Source organism: Glycomyces sp. NPDC048151 (genome assembly GCF_043202775.1).
In the GTDB taxonomy this organism is placed as follows: domain Bacteria; phylum Actinomycetota; class Actinomycetes; order Mycobacteriales; family Micromonosporaceae; genus Glycomyces.
On record NZ_JBIDBB010000008.1, the window covers coordinates 334,202 to 352,447 of the forward strand.

Annotated in this window: 21 protein-coding genes; 13 read left to right on the top strand and 8 right to left on the bottom strand. The window is 71.7% G+C overall.

Going from position 1 to position 18,246, the window contains the following annotated elements:
- Positions 1–6: 6 nt before the first annotated feature.
- The 4 genes from ACGGCP_RS21125 to ACGGCP_RS21140 are packed head-to-tail and all read left to right on the top strand — an operon-like array spanning position 7 to position 4,002.
- Positions 7–1,059, top strand: a complete 1,053-nt coding sequence (locus ACGGCP_RS21125; RefSeq protein ID WP_392968623.1) for an ABC transporter substrate-binding protein — start codon at positions 7–9, stop codon at positions 1,057–1,059.
- Between the two features lie 32 nt (positions 1,060–1,091).
- The gene (locus ACGGCP_RS21130) at positions 1,092–1,916 is read left to right on the top strand and encodes an ABC transporter permease (protein ID WP_392968714.1); all 825 of its coding nucleotides are present in this window, start codon (positions 1,092–1,094) and stop codon (positions 1,914–1,916) included.
- Positions 1,892–2,641: an ABC transporter ATP-binding protein gene (locus tag ACGGCP_RS21135; RefSeq protein ID WP_392968625.1), complete on the top strand. Its 750-nt coding sequence runs from the start codon at positions 1,892–1,894 to the stop codon at positions 2,639–2,641. The genes ACGGCP_RS21130 and ACGGCP_RS21135 overlap by 25 nt, the downstream gene beginning before the upstream one ends.
- Positions 2,638–4,002, top strand: coding sequence for an LLM class flavin-dependent oxidoreductase (locus tag ACGGCP_RS21140; RefSeq protein ID WP_392968627.1), 1,365 nt, complete (start codon positions 2,638–2,640; stop codon positions 4,000–4,002). The genes ACGGCP_RS21135 and ACGGCP_RS21140 overlap by 4 nt, the downstream gene beginning before the upstream one ends.
- A gap of 93 nt (positions 4,003–4,095) precedes the next feature.
- Here the strand turns inward: ACGGCP_RS21140 and ACGGCP_RS21145 are convergent, their stop codons facing one another.
- Positions 4,096–4,668 carry a helix-turn-helix domain-containing protein gene (locus ACGGCP_RS21145; protein ID WP_392968717.1) on the bottom strand — a complete coding sequence of 191 codons (573 nt, stop codon included), beginning with the start codon at positions 4,666–4,668 and terminating at the stop codon, positions 4,096–4,098.
- A gap of 115 nt (positions 4,669–4,783) precedes the next feature.
- Between ACGGCP_RS21145 and ACGGCP_RS21150 the strand changes: the two genes are divergently transcribed.
- From ACGGCP_RS21150 to ACGGCP_RS21160, 3 genes are all read left to right on the top strand, one after another.
- Positions 4,784–5,620, top strand: a complete 837-nt coding sequence (locus ACGGCP_RS21150; protein WP_392968629.1) for an EamA family transporter — start codon at positions 4,784–4,786, stop codon at positions 5,618–5,620.
- A 49-nt stretch (positions 5,621–5,669) separates the two neighbouring features.
- Positions 5,670–6,122 (top strand): SRPBCC family protein, encoded by a 453-nt coding sequence (locus ACGGCP_RS21155; RefSeq protein WP_392968630.1) that lies wholly within the window; start codon positions 5,670–5,672, stop codon positions 6,120–6,122.
- 141 nt (positions 6,123–6,263) lie between these two features.
- Positions 6,264–6,563 carry a hypothetical protein gene (locus ACGGCP_RS21160; RefSeq protein ID WP_392968632.1) on the top strand — a complete coding sequence of 100 codons (300 nt, stop codon included), beginning with the start codon at positions 6,264–6,266 and terminating at the stop codon, positions 6,561–6,563.
- A gap of 16 nt (positions 6,564–6,579) precedes the next feature.
- Here the strand turns inward: ACGGCP_RS21160 and ACGGCP_RS21165 are convergent, their stop codons facing one another.
- On the bottom strand, positions 6,580–7,773 hold the full coding sequence (locus ACGGCP_RS21165) for an MFS transporter (RefSeq protein WP_392968634.1): 1,194 nt from the start codon (positions 7,771–7,773) through the stop codon (positions 6,580–6,582).
- A gap of 98 nt (positions 7,774–7,871) precedes the next feature.
- Between ACGGCP_RS21165 and ACGGCP_RS21170 the strand changes: the two genes are divergently transcribed.
- Positions 7,872–8,999 (top strand): glutathione S-transferase family protein, encoded by a 1,128-nt coding sequence (locus tag ACGGCP_RS21170; RefSeq protein WP_392968636.1) that lies wholly within the window; start codon positions 7,872–7,874, stop codon positions 8,997–8,999.
- Here ACGGCP_RS21170 and ACGGCP_RS21175 read toward each other — a convergent pair.
- Positions 8,993–9,673, bottom strand: coding sequence for a phosphotransferase family protein (locus ACGGCP_RS21175; protein ID WP_392968638.1), 681 nt, complete (start codon positions 9,671–9,673; stop codon positions 8,993–8,995). The genes ACGGCP_RS21170 and ACGGCP_RS21175 overlap by 7 nt on opposite strands.
- Positions 9,674–9,831: 158 nt before the next feature.
- Between ACGGCP_RS21175 and ACGGCP_RS21180 the strand changes: the two genes are divergently transcribed.
- Together ACGGCP_RS21180 and ACGGCP_RS21185 are read left to right on the top strand one after the other, a co-directional pair.
- Positions 9,832–10,563 (top strand): HAD family hydrolase, encoded by a 732-nt coding sequence (locus ACGGCP_RS21180; protein WP_392968640.1) that lies wholly within the window; start codon positions 9,832–9,834, stop codon positions 10,561–10,563.
- Positions 10,564–10,609: 46 nt separating this feature from the next.
- Positions 10,610–11,548, top strand: coding sequence for an SDR family NAD(P)-dependent oxidoreductase (locus ACGGCP_RS21185; protein WP_392968642.1), 939 nt, complete (start codon positions 10,610–10,612; stop codon positions 11,546–11,548).
- Here ACGGCP_RS21185 and ACGGCP_RS21190 read toward each other — a convergent pair.
- Positions 11,545–12,132, bottom strand: coding sequence for a helix-turn-helix domain-containing protein (locus tag ACGGCP_RS21190; protein WP_392968644.1), 588 nt, complete (start codon positions 12,130–12,132; stop codon positions 11,545–11,547). The genes ACGGCP_RS21185 and ACGGCP_RS21190 overlap by 4 nt on opposite strands.
- A gap of 80 nt (positions 12,133–12,212) precedes the next feature.
- On the opposite strand from ACGGCP_RS21190, the gene ACGGCP_RS21195 reads away from it, so the two are divergent.
- Positions 12,213–13,172, top strand: a complete 960-nt coding sequence (locus ACGGCP_RS21195; protein ID WP_392968645.1) for an NAD(P)/FAD-dependent oxidoreductase — start codon at positions 12,213–12,215, stop codon at positions 13,170–13,172.
- A gap of 59 nt (positions 13,173–13,231) precedes the next feature.
- Here ACGGCP_RS21195 and ACGGCP_RS21200 read toward each other — a convergent pair whose 3' ends face one another.
- The 4 genes from ACGGCP_RS21200 to ACGGCP_RS21215 all read right to left on the bottom strand — a co-directional run bounded on the left by ACGGCP_RS21200 (position 13,232) and on the right by ACGGCP_RS21215 (position 15,892).
- A complete protein-coding gene (locus tag ACGGCP_RS21200) occupies positions 13,232–13,477 on the bottom strand; it encodes a hypothetical protein (RefSeq protein WP_392968647.1) in 246 nt (81 codons plus the stop codon).
- A gap of 71 nt (positions 13,478–13,548) precedes the next feature.
- Complete coding sequence (locus ACGGCP_RS21205) at positions 13,549–14,250, bottom strand: CE1759 family FMN reductase (protein WP_392968649.1); 702 nt, start codon at positions 14,248–14,250, stop codon at positions 13,549–13,551.
- A complete protein-coding gene (locus ACGGCP_RS21210; protein WP_392968651.1) occupies positions 14,247–14,720 on the bottom strand; it encodes a MarR family winged helix-turn-helix transcriptional regulator in 474 nt (157 codons plus the stop codon). The genes ACGGCP_RS21205 and ACGGCP_RS21210 overlap by 4 nt, the downstream gene beginning before the upstream one ends.
- 11 nt (positions 14,721–14,731) lie before the next feature.
- Positions 14,732–15,892, bottom strand: a complete 1,161-nt coding sequence (locus ACGGCP_RS21215) for an LLM class flavin-dependent oxidoreductase (RefSeq protein ID WP_392968653.1) — start codon at positions 15,890–15,892, stop codon at positions 14,732–14,734.
- A 198-nt stretch (positions 15,893–16,090) separates the two neighbouring features.
- Between ACGGCP_RS21215 and ACGGCP_RS21220 the strand changes: the two genes are divergently transcribed.
- Both ACGGCP_RS21220 and ACGGCP_RS21225 read left to right on the top strand, forming a co-directional pair.
- On the top strand, positions 16,091–17,239 hold the full coding sequence (locus tag ACGGCP_RS21220) for a hypothetical protein (RefSeq protein ID WP_392968655.1): 1,149 nt from the start codon (positions 16,091–16,093) through the stop codon (positions 17,237–17,239).
- An 82-nt stretch (positions 17,240–17,321) separates the two neighbouring features.
- Complete coding sequence (locus ACGGCP_RS21225) at positions 17,322–18,245, top strand: aminoglycoside phosphotransferase family protein (protein ID WP_392968658.1); 924 nt, start codon at positions 17,322–17,324, stop codon at positions 18,243–18,245.
- Position 18,246: the final 1 nt, after the last annotated feature.

The window sequence follows — 18,246 nt, forward strand, 5'->3', positions numbered from 1 at the left end:
TCCAACGTGACCCGCAGAACCCTCGTGGCCGGCGCGCCCGCCGTCGCGGCGCTGGCGCTCGCCGCTTGCTCCGAGGAGCCGAGCGGCCCGGTGCTCGCCGCCGACGCCGCGCTGCCCACCGAAGTCCCCGAGGGGACCGTCCTGGTCGTCGGCGACCCGCAGAACCAGATCGCCTACGAGCTGTCCGGGCTGGTGAAGGAGCTGCCGTTCACCGTGGAGTGGGCGAACATCTCCGGCGGCCCCAAGACCGCAGAGGCGTTCCGCGCCAAATCCCTCGACATCGGCTCGGTCGCCGACATCCCGCCGATCCACACGAACTGGACGGGGCTGCCGACGAAGATCGTCGCGGCCTCGTACCGGGTCGACCCGCTGGAGCACCCGATCTACGACCTCGGAGTCGCCCCGGGAGTCGACGTGAAGTCCCTGGAGGACCTGGCGGGCAAGCGGATCGCCTACTCCCCCGGGCAGGCGCAGGGGGCGTTGATCCTGCGGGTGCTCGACGCGGCCGGGCTCGCCCAGGACGACGTCGAGCTGGTGGAGCTGCCGAGCACCGGCGACACCTACTCGAACGCGCTCGCCGGAGGCGAGGTCGACATCGCGCCGATCGGCGACTCGCAGGTCAAGTCGTACCTGAACAAGTACGGGCCCGACGGCGGGACGACGATCCCGCACGGCATCCGCGACGACCCGTGGCTGCTGTACGCGCCCACCGAGGTGCTGGAGGACGCCGACAAGGCCGCCGCCATCGCCGCGTACGTGAAGCTGTGGGGCGCGGCCCGGCTGTGGACCCGCGCGAACAAGGACGCGTGGATCAACGCCTGGTTCGTCGAGCACGAAGGACTGTCCTACGAAGACGGCGAGTACCTGTTCGACAGGCAGGGCGAGCCGGACTTCCCCGCCGACTGGACCGAGGGCATCGAACGCCACCAGGAGACCATCGAGATCGTGGCCGAAGGCACCGGGAACGAAGTACTGGACGCCGAGGACCTGTACGACCGGCGCTTCGAGCCGCTCGTCGCCGAAGGCGTCGAAGAGTACGGAGAGGCGGGCGCGCCGTGACCGCCGTCGAAGCGAAACCCCGCGAAGCCGCACTGCCGCATGACGACTCGGCGGGCGGGCGGGCCTCGCGGCCGCGAGGGAAACGCCGCCTCGGCCCCGGCAAAGCCATCCCGTTCGGGTACCTCATCGGCCCGCTCCTGCTCCTGGGCGTCTGGTTCTGGGGCTCGGCGGCCGGCTGGATCGACCCGCGCGTGCTGACCGCCCCGTGGACCGTGGCGACCACCGCGTGGGACCTGTGGGAGTCCGGGCGGCTCGGCCCCGACCTGCTCGTCTCGGCCAGGCGCTTCGCGCTCGGCCTCGCGTTCGGCGTCGCCGCCGGGCTCGTCCTCGCGGTCGTCTCCGGCCTCAGCCGCTGGGGCGAGGCCATCGTGGACGGCCCGGTGCAGCTCAAGCGCTCCATCCCGAACCTCGCGCTGCTGCCGCTGCTGCTCCTGTGGTTCGGCATCGACGAGCGGATGAAGATCATCACGATCGCGCTCGGCGTCCTCATCCCGATCTACCTGCACACCCACAACGGCCTGCGCTCGATCGACGGGCGCTACGCCGAACTCGCCGAGACGCTGCGCCTCGGGCCCGCCGCGTTCATCGGCCGCGTCGTCCTGCCGGGCGCGCTGCCCGGGTTCTTCCTGGGGCTGCGCTTCGCCGTCACGGCCTCGTGGCTCTCGCTGGTCGTGGTCGAGCAGGTCAACGCCACCAGCGGCATCGGCTACATGATGCTGCTGGCCGGGACGTACGGGCAGACCGACGTCATCATCGTCGGCCTCGTCCTCTACGGCCTCCTCGGCCTCGGCTCCGACGCCATCGTCCGCATCGCACAGAGGAGGGTCCTGTCATGGCGACGCACACTGGAGGACTGACCGCGACCACGGCGGTCCGCATCCGCGACCTCCACCGCTCCTTCACCGACGACCGGCCGGTCCTGGCCGGGCTCGACCTCGACATCGGCGCGGGCGAGTTCGTCGCGCTCCTGGGCCGCTCCGGCTCGGGCAAGTCGACGCTCCTGCGGGCCCTCGCGGGCCTGGACCAGGACGCGGGCGGCAGCGGCGACATCGAAGTGCCCGAACAGGTCTCGGTCGTGTTCCAGGACTCGCGGCTGCTGCCGTGGCAGCGGGTCCTGCGCAACGTCACGATCGGACTCAAAGGCGCGGACGCGAAAGCGCGCGGCAAGGAGGCCCTGGCGGAAGTGGGCCTGGCCGGACGCGAACGGGCCTGGCCCCGGGAGCTCTCCGGCGGCGAGCAGCAGCGCGTGGCGCTGGCCCGCTCGCTCGTGCGGGAACCGCAACTGCTCCTGGCCGACGAGCCCTTCGGGGCCCTCGACGCCTTGACGCGCATCAAGATGCACGGGCTCCTGCGGGCCCTCTACGCGCGGCACAAGCCCGCCGTCCTGCTCGTCACCCACGACGTGGACGAGGCGATCGCCCTCGCCGACCGGGTGCTGGTCCTGGACTCCGGGCACGTGCGGACTGAGCGGCGCGTCGACCTCGAAGGCACCCGCGACCCCTCGGACCCGCGCTTCGCCGCGATCCGCACCGACCTGCTCGCCGCGCTCGGCCTGGGCGCCGACCACAAGGAGGCCTCGTGAGCAAGCTCCTGCACCTCAACGCGTTCCTGATGAACACCGGCCACCACGAGGCGTCCTGGCGGCTCCCGGAGTCGGACCCGTTCTCCTCCACGAAGATCGGGCACTACGCGAACCTCGCCCGGATCGCCGAGCGCGGCAGGCTCGACTCGGTGTTCTTCGCCGACTCGCCGTCCCTGTGGGGCGACATCGGCAGGCGCCCTTCGGGATCGCTGGAGCCCACGGTCGTTCTCGCGGCCCTCGCCGCCGTGACCGAGCACATCGGGCTCATCGCGACCGCGTCGACGACGTACAACGAGCCGTACAACCTCGCCAGGCGCTTCGCCTCGGTCGACCACCTCTCCGGCGGCCGCGCAGGGTGGAACATCGTCACCACCGCGACGTTGGACGCGGCCCGGAACTTCAACCTCGACGCACTGCCGAGTCACGCCGCGAGGTACGAGCGGGCCGAGGAGTTCCTGCGGGTCGCCAAGCGGCTCTGGGACTCCTGGGACGACGCCGCGATCCTGGGCGACAAGGAGACCGGGCTCTGGGGCGACCAGCGGCTGGTCTACCCGGCCGAGCACGCGGGCGAGCACTTCCAGGTGGCGGGCGCGCTCAACGTGCCGCGCTCGCCGCAGGGGCATCCGCTGCTCGTCCAGGCCGGGTCCTCCGAGAGCGGCCGGGCCTTCGCGGCCGCGCACGCCGAGGCGGTGTTCACCGCGCAGCAGACATTGGAAGAGGCGCAGGCGTTCTACGCGGACCTGAAGCGCCGGGCCGCCGCCTTCGGGCGCGACCCGGACCACGTGCTGGTGCTGCCGGGGATCGTGCCGGTCCTCGGCGACACCGAGGCCGAGGCGCGAGAGCTGGAGGCCGAGCTCGACCGGCTCATCGTCGCCGAGTACGCGCGCGACAACCTCGCCGGGCTCCTCGGGGTCGCGCCCGAGGAGCTGGAGCTGGACGCAGAGCTGCCGGGGAACCTGCGCGACGAGTCCGAGATCGAGGGCATGAAGAGCCGGTACACGCTCGTCGTGGAACTGGCCCGGCGCGAGCGGCTCACCGTGCGCCAACTCATCGGCCGCCTCGGCGGCGGGCGCGGGCACCGCACGTTCAGCGGCACCGCCGAGCAGGTCGCGGACGCGATCGTCGACTGGGCCGACAACGGCGCGGCGGACGGGTTCAACATCATGCCCGCCGTCATGCCCTCGGGCCTGGAGGCGTTCGTCGACAAGGTGGTCCCGATCCTGCAGGAGCGCGGCCGGTTCCGCACCGAGTACACCGGCACCAGCTTGCGTGACCACTACGGTCTGCCCCGCCCGGCGAACCCGCGGCGGCGCGAGGCCCTCGAATCGGCGGTGAAGGGCGTCCTCGCCCACTCCCGCTGACAGGACTCCCGGCGGGGCGTCCGCACCTTCGCCCCGTCGGGGATCGTCGGCCGGGCGCCCGTCCAGCTCGTCGGGCGCCCGGCCAGCGGCGTCTCAGGCGCCGGGCGGCAGGTGAACGGTCATGACGAGCGTGCAGGTCCCGGTGCCCGCGCCGCGGTAGGCGTGCGGGACGTCGCCACCGAAGGTCGCGGTCTGCCCGGCTTCGAGCTCGTGCTCCGCGCCGTCGACTCGCAGGACCATGCGGCCGGTCATGACGCTGATGCTCTCCTGCACGCCCGCCTGGTGCGGATGGCTCGCATACGCCTCGCCCGGTTCCAGCCGCCAGCGCCAGACCTCGACGGGGGCCGGGCCGGGCGTGGTGAGCATGAGCCGGGCCTCGCCGCCGTGCTCGCCGGTCCACAGTGGCGTTACTGCGTCGGCGTCGACGATGCGGACGCGGTCTTCGGGGGCGCCTTCCATGAGGGCCGAGACGGAGACGCCGAGGGTGTCGGCGAGGCGGACGAGCGTGGCGAGGTTGGGGTTGCCCTGGGCCTTCTCGAGGCCGACGAGCGCGCCTTTGCTGACGCCCGCGCGGCGGCCGAGTTCGTCGAGGGAGAGTCCCGCGCGGGCGCGGGCGGCCTTGACGTTGGCTGCGACGGTCCGCAGGGCCGCCTCCGGGTCGCCCATGTGTCCGCCTTCCCTGACGTAGGTCACTGAAATAGTCGACGCGGTCGTTTGGATGACCGCCTCCGGTCGTTCTACTATTCTATCCGGTCGTTTCGATGGAGGATGGTGGGATGCCGTGATCGCGCTCGTGCTGGCACTGGGCAGTTCGCTCGCTTACGGGTGCGCCGATTTCCTCGGCGGGCTCGGGGCACGCAAGGCGCACGTGCTGCGGACAGTGACCATCGCGGCTCCGGCGAGCCTCGCGGTCGAGCTGCTGCTGTGGCCGCTGCTCGGGGCCTCGTTCGGGCCCGCGACGCTGGCCTGGGGCGCGGCCTCGGGCGTCGCGTCGGCGGCCGCGTTCGTGCTCTTGTACCGGACGCTCGCGATCGGCCCGATGAGCGTGCTCTCGCCGGTCACGGCGCTCGTCTCGGCGGCGCTGCCGGTGGGCGTGGGCCTGCTCCAGGGCGAGCGCCTGGCGGTGGCGGGGACGGTCGGGCTGCCGCTCGCGTTCGTCGCGGTGGTGCTGGTGAGCGCCGGGCCGGGGGCCCGGTCGGCGCGGCCCTCGCGCAAGGCGCTGCTGCTGGCATTCGGCGCGGGCGCGGCGATCGCCCTGCAGCTGGTGTTCCTGCACCAGGCGCCCGCCGACAGCGGGGTGGGGCCGCTCATCGTCGGCCGGGCGGTCTCCTCGCTGCTCACGTTGAGCGCGGCGTTCGCGTTGCGCCGCAGGCTGGGTCCTGAGAAGCCCGCGTACGCGATGTCGGCCGCGGCGGGCGCGCTCGACTCGGTGGCGAACCTGCTGTTCCTCCTCGCCGCGCGCGGCGGGGACCTCGCCGTGGTCGCGGTGATCGTCGCGCTCTACCCGGCCGGGACGGTCCTCCTGGCGCGCAAGGCGCTCGGCGAGCGGCTCCACCGGGGCCAGCTCATCGGCCTCGGCGCCGCGGCGGCGGCGGTGAGCCTCCTGGCCCTCAACTGAGGCCGTTCGGGCAATGGTCCTCTTCGGGCGGTGGCCCTACCGTGGATCCATGAGAGTGCGCACGTCGAGAACCCTGCCGGTGCCGATCGAGTCGCTGTGGACGATGCTGTGCGACTCGCGGATGACCCAGGAGACGCGGTCCCCGCTGTTCCGCGTCGGGCTGCCGCAGCCGGTCGAGTGCCGTCTGCCGGACGGCGCGGGCGGTGTAGGGCACAGCCGGGAGTGCAAGGCCGCCAACGGATCGGTGCACCAGCGGATCACCGTGTGGGAGCCGCCGCACCGGCTCGAGTTCCGGATGGAGCGCACGAACCTGGTGCACCGGTGGTTCTTCGACTCGGTCGTCGAGGAGTTCACGCTCGCGCCGGAAGGCGAGTCGTCCACGCGCGTCACGCGGGTGACCACGGGCCGGATCAAGCCCCGGTTCTACCTGTTGTGCCCGTTCTTCAAAGTGGGGCTGCGCGAGGTCCACCGGTTCGTGTTCCGGAACTGGGCGGCGGCCTAGCGGGACTTTCGTTCCCGCGCATGTGGACACGTCACCCTATGCTGTCAGTCATGTGACTTGCGAATGGCGCGGGAGTGAGCGGCCGCGAGGCCCGCGGCTCCGGTACCGACAGCACCCCGATCATTGCCGTGAGGTGACGCCGTGTACTCCCCTTACTATCCTCAGCCCTATCCGCCCCCGAGGCGGGGCAACGGTTTCGGCGTCGCCTCGCTGGTCTTCGGCCTGATCGGGCTCATCGTCTTCTCGTGGATTCCCGTCGTCAACGTCGTCGTCGGCATCCCGCTCGCCGTCCTGGCCGTCATCTTCGGCGTCGTCGGCATGGCGACGTCGGGAAGTCGCGGCGGGGACGGCAGCGGCACCGGCGGCACCGGGCTGTTCCTCGGCCTGCTCACGATCGTCATCGTCATCGGCATGTGGGCGTGGATCTTCGACGCGACCTGAGGCGACCCGACGATCGCTAGACCGTGACCTTCGGCCTGGGTTCGGCGGTGCGGCGTTCGGCCGCGCTGGCGGCGAGGGCGGTGCAGAGGGCCGCGACGCCGAGGGCCACGCCGATCCAGACCGGGGCGAGGAGGCCGAAGCCGCCGTCGATGGCGAGGCCGCCGAACCACGCGGAGAGGGCGATGCCGACGTTGAAGGCGGCGGCGTTCACCGACGACGCGAGCGAGGGCGCCTCCTTGGCGACGTCCATAACGCGGGTCTGGAAGACCGGGACCATCGCGAACCCGGCCGCGCCCAGCACGAACACCATCACCGCGGCCGGGACCGCGTACGGGGCCGCGAAGGCGAAGACGACCAGCGCGAGGGTGGCCGCGGTGATCGTGCCGTACAGGGTCGGCATGAGCGCCCGGTCGGCGAGGCGGCCGCCGAGGAGGTTGCCGCCGGTCAGGCCGACGCCGAAGAGGATGAGGAGCCAGGGCACGGCGCCGGTGTCGAAGCCGGAGACGCGGGTGAGGATCGGCTCGAGGAAGGTGATGGCGGCGTAGGCCGCGCCCCAGCCGAGCATGGTGATCGTGAGGACCTGCCAGACCTGCGGCCTGCGGAAGACCGCGAGCTCGGTGCGCAGCGAGCCGCCGGTGTCGCCGGGCCGGGAGGGCACGAACGCGATGATCGCGGCGAGCGAGACCGCGCCGATGGCCGCGATGCCCCAGAAGGCCGCGCGCCAGCCGAGCTGCTGGCCGAGGGCGGTGCCGAAGGGCACGCCGACGACGTTCGAGAGGGTCAGGCCGGTCATCATGAGCGCGATGGCGCGCGAGCGCCGCTCGGGGGCGACGAGGCTGGCGGCCATGACCGGGCCGATGCCCATGAACGCGCCGTGGCACAGGGCCGAGACGACGCGGCCGGTCATGAGGACGCCGTAGTCGGGGGCCTTCGCGGCGAGCACGTTCCCGGCGATGAAGAGCGCCATGAGGATGACGAGCATGGTCTTGCGGGGCAGGCGGGTCCCGGCGGCGGTCATGATCGGCGCGCCGATCGCGACGGAGGCCGCGTAGCCGGTGACGAGGAGCCCGGCCGTGGAGATGGAGACGTCGAGGTCGTCGCCGAGCGGGCCCAGGAGGCCGACCACGACGAATTCGGTGAGGCCGATCCCGAACGCGCCCAGGGCGAGTGCCCCGAGAGCGAACATGCGGCGGCGTTTGGAGGCTGGCATCGCGGTCAAGTATTCGCCGCCCCTCCAGACCGTGTCCAGTACTTTTTCCACTGGTTGGAAAAATCACTCGGCGCTTCCGGGGTGCGTACGCTTGGCCCGTGGCACAGAGCGAACCCAACCGCACCGACGGCACCGAGCACTCGACCAAGGGCGCGTACGTGACCGGCGGCGAGTTCACCAGGGACACCCACTACATCGAGGACCGCGTCGTCGCCGACGTCGCGGCCGTGCGGGCGGCGCCGGTCGAACCGCACTCCAAGATCGGCGACCCGCGCATGCTCGGGCTCACCGAGGGCGCGCAGGCCTGGCCGGTCGAGCCCGGCCGCTACCGGCTCGTGGCCGCGCGGGCCTGCCCGTGGGCGCACCGGTCGATCATCGTCCGCCGGCTCCTCGGGCTCGAGGACGTGCTGTCGCTCGCGACCCCCGGTCCCGTGCACGACGTGCGCTCCTGGACCTTCGACCTCGGCCCGGACGGGCGCGACGCCGTGCTCGGCACCGAACGGCTCCAGGAGCACTACTTCCGGCGCTTCCCGGAGTACCCGCGCGGCATCACCGTGCCCGCGATCGTCGACGTCCCGACGGGCCAGGTCGTCACCAACAACTACCCGCAGCTGACCCTCGACCTCTCGACCCAGTGGGCCGCGTACCACCGCGAAGGCGCGCCGGACCTGCTCCCGGCCGGGCTCGTCGACGAGATGCTGCCGGTCGTCGAGCGGATCTTCACCGAGGTCAACAACGGCGTGTACCGGGCGGGCTTCGCCGGGTCGCAGGCCGCCTACGAGCGGGCGTACGACCGCCTGTTCGCGGCCCTTGACTGGCTCGAGGAGCGCCTCACGGAGCGTCGCTACCTCATGGGCGACCAGCTGACCGAGGCCGACGTGCGGCTCTTCACGACCCTCGTGCGCTTCGACCCCGTCTACCACGGCCACTTCAAGTGCAACCGCAACAAGCTCACCGAGATGCCGGCCCTGTGGGCCTACGCTCGCGACCTGTTCCAGACCCCCGGCTTCGGGGACACTGTGGACTTCGACCAGATCAAGCGGCACTACTACGTCGTGCACGAGGACATCAACCCGACCCAGGTCGTGCCAGCCGGGCCGGACCTCGCGAACTGGCTCACCGATCACGGCCGGGAGGCCTTGGGCGGCAAGCCCTTCGGCGACGGCACCGCGCCCGGCCCGGCCACCGCTGAGGAGCGCCCGCCAGGGGCGAACCCGATCTACTGAGTCCAGCCCGAGGCGGCCTCCGTCCGCCGCTCCCACTGGGCGACGGCGGGGCCGCCCGGCTCCCAGCGCTCGCAGAACGCGCGCAGCTCCCGGCACCGGTCGACCATGGCGGCCTTGCGGTCCGGCCAGTCGGGGACGGGCCCGCCGTAGGCCGTGAAGAACGCGTCGAGCGCACCGACCCGGTCCGGGTGGTGCGTCCGCACGATCCACTCGCACCACGCCAGGTCCTCGACGGGGTCGCCGAGGTGCGCGAACTCCCAGTCCACGACGGCCGTGACGACATAGGTCGAGAGGTTCGACGTGAAGCCGAGCAGCATGTTGTTCGGCCCGAAGTCGCCGTGGACGAGCGTGCCGCCCTGCCCGGGAAGCGAAGTGAGGCCGTCCACGGGCGTCGCGTGGATGTCGCGCAGGATCGAACCGCAGACGCGCAGCACTTCGGCGGGGTCGCCGGAGTCCATGAGCTCCTGCCCGGGGATGCCAGGGACGAATCCGAGGGTCAGCGCGCCGTCGGCCGCGCCGAGCACGGGCGGGACGGGGAGCGATTCGGCGAGCGCGGTGAGCAGCAGGCGTTCGCGTTCGAGCCGTTCGGCGGCGTCGGGTCCTTCGTAGTGCTTGACGACCGTGGACCGGTCGGCGGTGGTGCGGTTCGTGTAGCCGTGCGGAAGTCGACGCATCGCCCGAGTATGCGGCGGCGGTACCCCGGTGGGCGAGCGGTTTAACGGCGGCGGAAATCAGCGCGACTCCGTGTGAGGTGCGGCCGGAACCGTGGTCCGGCCCGCCGCGCTCGGTTACGGTTGCGGCGACCGCCGCAGTCCAGGACGGAAGGCCCGCCGTGATCTACAGCCTCTTCGACTCAGCCATCGCCTACCAGCCGACCGAGGCCGAGCAGACCGAGCCGGTGCCGCCGATCGAGGCGGTCCTCTTCGACTTCTCGAACACGATCTTCAAGCTCATCGACGCGGGCACCTGGCTGCGCCGCGTGGCCGCCGAGACCGGCCGTCCGCTCGACGACGACCTGCTGGAGAAGACCGTCGCGCAGCTCGGCGACGCCTACCGCATCCCCGAGGTCGCCGCGCTCCAGATCGGCCGCGACGAGTCCGCCGAGCAGCACCGAACGGCCCTCCTCGGCTGGTTCGCGCACGTCGACTACCTGCAGGGCATCGAGGCCGAGGCGTACGCCGCGATCGCCGCCCCCGACGCGTGGGTGCCCTACCCGGACACCGAGCCGCTGCTGCGCGAGCTGCGCCGCCGCGGGATCAAGACCGGCATCGTCTCCGACTTCCCCTGGGACGTGGGCGTGCACATGGAGTACTTCGGGCTCGACGACCTCGTCGACGTGCGCGTCATCTCCTACCAGTTCGGCACCGAGAAGCCCGACCCGGTGCTGTTCCGCGCCGCGTGCGAGCGCCTCGGCGTCGACCCGCGCCGCACGCTCATGGTCGGCGACAACCCGGCGAAGGACGGCGGGGCGGCCGCTACCGGCCTGCGCGCGTACATCCTGCCGGGCGAGGTGCGCCTCGGCGAGCGCGGCCTCTCCCACGTGCTCGACTTCCTCCAGGACTGACCTGCGCATTTGCCTTGGAGTGCACTCCAAGTCGTAGTTTCAGGGCATGAGCGACAAGCAGCAACCGATCGGATCAGGCTTCAACGACGAGAGCACCGCGGCCGAGGTCGTCGCGGGCCTCGACCTCACGGGGAAGACCGCCGTCGTGACCGGCGGGTACTCCGGGCTCGGGCTCGAGACCACGCGGGCCCTCGCGGGCGCGGGAGCGACGGTGGTCGTCCCCGCGCGCCGGCCCGACCTCGCCGCGAAGAACCTCGACGGCATCGCGGGCACTGAAGTGGACGAACTCGACCTCGCCGACCTCGACAGCGTCAGGGCCTTCGCCGAACGCCGCCTCGCGGACGGGCGGCGCATCGACTTCCTCGTCAACAGCGCGGGCATCATGGCCTGCCCGGAGACGCGCACCGCGCATGGCTGGGAACTCCACTTCGCGGTCAACCACCTCGGGCACTTCGCGCTCGTGAACCGGCTCCTGCCGCTGCTCGAAGGCGGACGGGTCGTGTCGGTCTCCTCGGCGGCCCACGGGCGCAGCCCGATCCGCTGGGACGACGTGCACTTCGCGACCGGCTACAACCGCTGGGACGCCTACGGGCAGTCCAAGACCGCGAACGTGCTCTTCGCCGTCGAGCTCGACCGGCTCGCGCGGTCCTCGGGCCTGCGGGCGTTCGCGCTGCACCCGGGCGGGATCCTGACGCCGCTCCAGCGGCACGTCTCTGAGGCCGACCAGCGCGAGCTCGGCTGGATCGACGACGAGGGCCTGCCGCCCGCGACGTTCAAGACCGCGGAGGAGGGCGCGGCGACCCAGACCTGGGCGGCCACGTCGCCGAAGCTCGACGGCCTCGGCGGGGTCTACCTCGTGGACTGCGAGGTCGCCGTGTTCGGCGAGGACGGCAAGACCGTCAGGCCCTACGCGGTCGACCCCGACGAGGCGCGGCGGCTCTGGGAGTACTCGGCCGAGCTGACGGGCGTGAACGCGTTCGCCTAGGCGCCCTTCGCTTTCGGTCTGGCGCGCAGGTGGGCGCGTTCACCCTGGCTGCCGAAGAGGCTGAGGAATTCCACGGACCGGTCGTCGGCGTTGCCGAACCAGTGCGGGGTGCGGGTGTCGAACTCGGCGGCCTCGCCGGGCTTCATCACGAAGTCGTGCTCCCCCAGGACGACTCGGAGGTTCCCGTTGAGGACGTACATCCACTCGTACCCCTCGTGGACCTTCGGGTCGGGCTCCTGCCGGTCCCCGGCGGGGATGATGAGCTTGTACGCCTGGATGCCGCCGGGGCGGCGGGTCAGGGGCAGGTAGATCATGCCGTGGCGGGTGACCGGTCGCATGTGGATGCGGGGGTCGCCGGTGGCGGGGGCGTCCACGAGGTCGTCGAGGGTAACGCCGTGGGCTTTCGCCAAGGGCAGCAGGAGTTCCAGGGTCGGTTTGCGGGATCCGGACTCGAGCCGCGAGAGGGTGCTCACGGAGATCCCGGTCTGCTCGGAGAGGTCCGCGAGGGTCGCCTCCCGTTCCTTGCGCAGCGCCCGCAGGCGCGGCCCGACCGCGTCGAGGGCCTGGTCCATCGCTTCGTCCATGGTTCGAGTTTGCCAGATCGGCAAGAAACTTTGCCAGTTTCTCGGTGTCTCGTCTACGGTCGTCCCCGGAGGTGGTCGCAGTGACCGATGAACTGAGGGAACAGTACGACGTCGTGGTGGTCGGCGGCGGGGCCGCGGGCCTGAACGGAGCGCTCATGCTCGCCCGCGCGCGGCGCTCGGTCGCCGTGGTCGACGCGGGCGAACCGCGCAACGCCCCGGCGCACGGCGTCCACGGCCTGCTCGGGCGCGAGGGCATGGCGCCCGCGGAGCTCATGGCGATCGGCCGCGGCGAGGTGCGGCAGTACGGCGGGCACGTGGCCGACGGCAGCGTGACGAGCGCGAAGGCGGTCGGAGGCGGCTTCGCCGTCGCGCTGGCGGACGGCCGGAACCTCAACGCCCGCAAGCTCCTCGTCACGACCGGGCTCGTCGACCGGCTGCCGGAGATCCCCGGCCTGGCCGAGCACTGGGGCAGGGACCTCGTCCACTGCCCGTACTGCCACGGCTGGGAGGTCAGGGACCGGCCGATCGGGATCGTCGCGACCGGGCCGATGTCGATGCACCACGCGCTGCTGTTCCGGCAGTGGACGGACGACCTGGTCGTGTTCACCAACGACCGGCTGGCCCTGCCGCCGGAGGAGGCCGAGAAGCTGAAGGCGCGCGGCACGCGCGTCGTGGACGGCGCGATCGAGCGGATCGAGTCCGAGGGCGGCCGCATCCGCGGCGTGCGCCTGGCGGGCGGCGAGTTCGTCGAGCGGAGCGTGCTCGCGACGGCGTCCCGGATGGAGGCCCGCGCCGGGTTCCTGAAGGACTTGGGACTGAACGTGGTCGAGCACCCCTCCGGCGCGGGAGAGCACGTCCCGACGGTGGACCCGACCGGCATGACCTCGGTCCCGGGCGTGTGGGTCGCGGGCAATGTCACCGACCTGATGGCCCAGGTCGGCGCGGCCGCCGCCGCGGGCGCGATGGCCGGGGCCCGCATCAACATGGAACTGGTCGAGGACGACACGGCGGCGGCGGTCGCCGCCTACCGGGCGCGATAGGCGAACGCCGCGGGGCCGGGGACACAGTGCGTCCCCGGCCCCGCGGCGTCTCGCTGTCGCTATTCGCTGTAGGGGGCGTTGCGCCAGATCAACTCGATGACCTCGTCGTCCGGGCGGCGCTCGTGCGCGCTCGGGCCGGCCGCGGCACCGCCTCCGATCCCGACGAAGCCCAGGTCCTCGTAATCGTCGCCGCCGCCGTCGGTCGAGACCACGGTCGTCTGCGCTGCGATCTCCACGGGCAGCTCGGCCGCCGAGTAGTCGATCGCCTCGCCGCCGAGACCGCCGCCGTCGCCTCCGTCACCCATCGCGTACCTCCTCGCAGTCGGACGTGCTCCCATTGTCGCGGGTGCGCGCCATACGCGGGGTCCGCGCGCGGCTACGGCTTGCGCGGCTTGACCGCGCCTCCCGCCGCGAGCCGCATCAGGTCGGAGCTGAGGTCGATGTCCAGCTCCGTGCCGCCCGCGCTGCCGTACTCGTGCTGGTAGCTCTTCCAGGACTCGCTGCGCACCTTGTCGGCGAACCCGGACTCCATGAGCAGCAGGACCTCGATCGCGGCGCGTGTGATCCGCTCCCCCAGCTCCTTCGAGTTCCAGTCCTCCGTCGCGGCGAAGACCGAGGTCGGGACGGTCATCGTGCGCAGGTAAGCGAACAGCGAGCGCATCTGCTCGTCCACGACGAGGGCGTGCCTGGCCGTCCCGGCGGTCGCGGCGAGGACCACGGGCTTGGCGATGAGCAGGTCGTTGTCGAGGACGTGGAAGAAGGAGCTGAACAGGCCGCTCGGCGCGGCCTTGTAGACCGGGGCGCTCGCGACGACCGCGTCGGCGCGGCCGAGCAGCTCGATCGCGCGGGTCATCTTGGGGCCCATGAGCTGCGAGACGAGCGCGGTCGCGATCTCGGTGGCGAGCTCGCGCAGGTCGATCACGTCGGTGGCGACCTGTTCGCCCCGGTCCTCGGCGAGCGTGCGCACGCGGTCGGCGATGCGGTCGGCGAGCATGCGCGTCGAGGACGGGTCGCTCGTGCCGCCGCTGACGACGACGACGCGGAACGGCTGGGCGGCTTCGGATTGCACGGCGGTCACAGGACTGCCTCCTTGCGTTGTGCGGGGGTCGCCGCGCCTTGGGCGGCGAGCTTGCGGCCGATGGCCTCGAGCTGGGCCATCTCCTCTTCAGTGAGGGCGGCGGTGACGGCGCGGGCAACGTCGACGGCGTGGCGGCCGCCGACGCGCCGCTGCCGCTCGCGGCCCGCCTCGGTGAGGGCGAGCCGGACGCCGCGCCCGTCCTCGGGGTCGGGCCTGCGCTCGATCAGGCCGCGCTCGACGAGGCGGTCGACGAGCCGGGACAGGGCGGGCTGGCTGAGCAGTACGCCGCGTCCCAGTTCGAAGAGCCGCAGCGGTTCGTCGTGTTTGGACAATGTGTAGAGGACGTCGTACTCGCGCATGGTCAGCTCGCCCCAGATCGGCTCGGCGGCGAACCGCTTCATGAGCGACGCGTGCGCGGTGAGCAGCGACTCCCACGCCTCGTTCGCGCGGCGGCTGCGACTGCGGGTCATGTTCCGGCCCTTCAGCTCTCGTCGTCCTGGTACGGCATGTCACCGGCGGTGTTGTCGCCGCGGTTGGCGCTCGGGCGCGGCTGGCGCGCCGGGGCGTCGCCGTACTTGGCCTTGAGCAGGCCCGCGTGGGTCGGCGCGTCGGCCGACTCGGGGTCGCGCCGGGCGGCGAGCTCCTTGCGCAGCACCGGGACGACCTCCTCGCCGAGCAGGTCGAGCTGGTTCAGCACCATCTTCAGCGGCATTCCGGCGTGGTCGATGAGGAACATCTGGCGCTGGTAGTCGCCGAACGCGTCGTGGAAGGTCAGGGTCTTGTCGATGACCTCCTGCGGGCTGCCCACCGACAGCGGCGTGCCGCGCGTGAACTCCTCGAGCGAGGGGCCATGGCCGTAGACCGGGGCCTCGTCGAAGTACGGGCGGAACTCGCTCACCGCGTCCTGCGAGCGCTTCGCGATGTAGGCGTGCCCGCCGAGGCCGACGATCGCCTGCTTGCGCGTGCCGTGGCCGTAGTGCTCGAAGCGCTGGCGGTAGAAGTCCACGAGGCGCTTGGAGTGCGACGTGGGCCAGAAGATGTGGTTGGCGAAGTAGCCGTTGCCGTAGAACGCGGCCTGCTCGGCGATCTCGGGCGTGCGGATCGAGCCGTGCCACACGAACGGCGGCACGTCGTCGAGCGGGCGGGGCGTCGAGGTGAAGCCCTGGAGCGGGGTGCGGAACTCGCCCTCCCAGTCCACGACGTCCTCGCGCCACAGGCGGTGGAGCAGGTTGTAGTGCTCCAGCGCGAGCGGCAGGCCCTGGCGGATGTCCTGGCCGAACCACGGGTAGACCGGGGCGGTGTTGCCGCGCCCGAGCATGAGGTCCATGCGGCCCTTGGAGAGGTGCTGGAGCATCGCGTACTCCTCGGCGATGCGCACCGGGTCGTTGGTGGTGATCAGCGTCGTCGCGGTGGTGACGACGAGCCGCTCGGTGAGGGCCGCGATGTGCGAGAGCAGCGTCGTGGGCGAGGAGGAGAAGAACGGCGGGTTGTGGTGCTCGCCGATGCCGAACACGTCGAGGCCGACCTCTTCGGCCTTGACGGCGATCTTGACGATGGCGTCGATCCGCTCGGCCTCGGTCGGGGTCTCCCCCGAGACGGGGTCGCGCGTGATGTCGCTGACTGAGAAGACACCGAACTGCATCGTAATCCCTGCTCTCCCCGCCTCGGCGGTCTGATCTTCATGCGTTTGCATCTACCTTAACGGCCCTGGGGCGGGGACTATTCCGTTCCCGGCGAGGCCCTGCTCACACCGGAACGCCCGAACGGCGCAGACAACTGTTACGGCACGACGCGGCGTATAAGTCGCGTACGACCCGCCCCGTCGAAAGGAGCCCCTCAAGTGCGACTCAGAACAGGCCGGGCGCTGACCGCGCTCGCCGCCGCCTTGCTCGCGGCCGGGGCCTGCACCGCCGAAGACGAACCTGAAACGGGCGGCCTCGGGCCCGGACCTGACGCCGTCGCTGAGGCCGAGCGGCTCTTCCAGATCGTCAACGAGAGCCACGCCATCACCGACGAGCTCTCCGTCATCGAGCACCGGATCACCAAGCGCTGCCTGGAGGACGAGGGCTTCACCGTCCACGACGAGATGCAGTTCCAGGAGTCGCGCACGGCCGCGTACAGCGCGGGCGGCTACCTCTCGGGGGCGCCGCTCAGGGCCGTGCCGACCGCCGAGGCGGCCGAGCAGTGGGGCTTCGGCGTGTGGACGGAGTTCGTGCGCAACCCCGGCAACGAGGACCTCGCCGAGGAGCTGCTGACGCCGGAGGCCATGGCGGCCTTCGTCATCCTCGACGAAGCGGACACGGGACTCGACAACAGTGAATGGGACGCCGAGGACCAGGAGTACCAGGCCGCGTGGATCGAGGCCTACTGGGGTTCGCCCGCGATCACGGGAGGACTCAAGGGCGCCGAGATCGACCACGAGGCCCCGCCGGGCGGATGCTGGCTCGAGATGGTCGAGACCATGTACGGCGAGCCGTACATGGTGACCACCGAGGGCGGGGAGGGCGAGGAGGACAGCGAGCACGCCGAGACCCACGAGCCGAGCCCTGTCTACCTGCTCGAGGAGAAGGACGACTACGGCGACCTGTACGCCGGCGTCCGCGACGAGGCCGACGCGTTCGACGGCTGCCTCATCGACGCCGGGTACGAGGGCTGGGAGCTCGGTGACGAGTTCTACCCGCCGCTGTGGCAGTACTTCGGGAAGATGTACGACCCGGCCTACTTCGAGGAGTACGGCGACGACGGAACCGAGGTCCCCGAAGGGCCCGAAGAGGTCCCCGCCGACTTCATGGGCGTGCTCGAACTCGAGCAGGCCATGGCCGCCGACTTCGCCGCGTGCGGCGCCGAGAGCGGCCTGCGCGAGGCCGTCGCAGAGGCCTGGGCCGCGAGCCTGGTCGCGACCTATGAGCCGATCGAGACGGACCTCGTCGCCTGGCGGGAGCAGATGCAGGGCCACCTCGACAGCGCGCAGGACTACCTGAGCGAGTAGCGCCGCTTCGGCGGTCCGCCAGCGCTGGCGGACCGCCGTTAACCGCTGGACCGCAGGCAAAGCGCGTTCGTACCATCAGGACATGGCACCCCTCCCGCCCTCCGAGACCGACGAGCAGTGCGAGCTGATCACCGACGAGAGCCTGTGGCCCGGCGTGAAGGCGCTGTGCGCCGAGCTCGGGTACGGGCCGAAGCGCCTGACGAAGTTCGAGGAGGGCTCGCTGCCCGTCTACGACCTCGACGACGAGCTGGTCCTCAAGCTGTACCCGGGCGCCGACATCGAGGACCTCGCCACGGAGGAGCCGGTCATGCGGGCGCTCCAGGGCGCACTGCCGATTCCGACGCCGGAGGTGGTGGCGACCGGCCGTCACGACGGCTGGGGCTATCTGCTCATGACGAAGCTGCCGGGCCGGGATCTGCGGTCGCTCTGGCCGGAGCTCAGCCCGGAGGAGAAGGTGTCGCTGTCGCGGCGCGCGGGCGAGTGCCTGGCGGTGCTCCACACGGTGCCTCCGCCGCCGATCGGCCCGGCCGACTGGGACGAGTTCGTCGCCGGACAGACCAAGTCCGCCGCCGCCCGGCAGGAGGGGCGCGGTCTCGATCCGCACTGGGTGCGTCAGATCCCGGGGTTCCTCGCCTCGGTCGATCTGGGCCGGGCCCCGAACGTGCTGCTGCACACCGAGTTCGTGGACGTGCACCTGCTCGCCGACCGCCGGTCGGGCGGGTACGAGCTCACCGGTCTGCTCGACTTCGAGCCGTCGATGTACGGGCGCGCCGAGTACGACCTGCTGGGTCCGGCGATCCTGATCGCCAAGGGCGACAAGGCCTCCTGGCGGGCGTTCCTCGAGGCGTACGGGTACCGGGCGGATGAGGCTCCCGCGCTCGCGAGGCGGCTCGCGGCGTACGCGCTGCTGCACCGGTTCGCGAACGTGCCCTGGTACCTCAGGACCGTCCCCGCGCCTGAGGCGCGGACGTTCGAGGAGCTCGCCGAGGCCTGGTTCGGTATCTGAC

What these genes read in the sequence shown, in the direction of transcription:
- ACGGCP_RS21135 (WP_392968625.1), top strand. Translation starts at nt 1,892, where the DNA reads ATGGCGACGCACACTGGAGGACTGACCGCGACCACGGCGGTCCGCATC.
- ACGGCP_RS21145 (WP_392968717.1), bottom strand. Translation starts at nt 4,668, where the DNA reads ATGGGCGACCCGGAGGCGGCCCTGCGGACCGTCGCAGCCAACGTCAAG.
- ACGGCP_RS21155 (WP_392968630.1), top strand. Translation starts at nt 5,670, where the DNA reads ATGAGAGTGCGCACGTCGAGAACCCTGCCGGTGCCGATCGAGTCGCTG.
- ACGGCP_RS21165 (WP_392968634.1), bottom strand. Translation starts at nt 7,773, where the DNA reads ATGCCAGCCTCCAAACGCCGCCGCATGTTCGCTCTCGGGGCACTCGCC.
- ACGGCP_RS21175 (WP_392968638.1), bottom strand. Translation starts at nt 9,673, where the DNA reads ATGCGTCGACTTCCGCACGGCTACACGAACCGCACCACCGCCGACCGG.
- ACGGCP_RS21185 (WP_392968642.1), top strand. Translation starts at nt 10,610, where the DNA reads ATGAGCGACAAGCAGCAACCGATCGGATCAGGCTTCAACGACGAGAGC.
- ACGGCP_RS21190 (WP_392968644.1), bottom strand. Translation starts at nt 12,132, where the DNA reads ATGGACGAAGCGATGGACCAGGCCCTCGACGCGGTCGGGCCGCGCCTG.
- ACGGCP_RS21200 (WP_392968647.1), bottom strand. Translation starts at nt 13,477, where the DNA reads ATGGGTGACGGAGGCGACGGCGGCGGTCTCGGCGGCGAGGCGATCGAC.
- ACGGCP_RS21210 (WP_392968651.1), bottom strand. Translation starts at nt 14,720, where the DNA reads ATGACCCGCAGTCGCAGCCGCCGCGCGAACGAGGCGTGGGAGTCGCTG.
- ACGGCP_RS21215 (WP_392968653.1), bottom strand. Translation starts at nt 15,892, where the DNA reads ATGCAGTTCGGTGTCTTCTCAGTCAGCGACATCACGCGCGACCCCGTC.
- ACGGCP_RS21225 (WP_392968658.1), top strand. Translation starts at nt 17,322, where the DNA reads ATGGCACCCCTCCCGCCCTCCGAGACCGACGAGCAGTGCGAGCTGATC.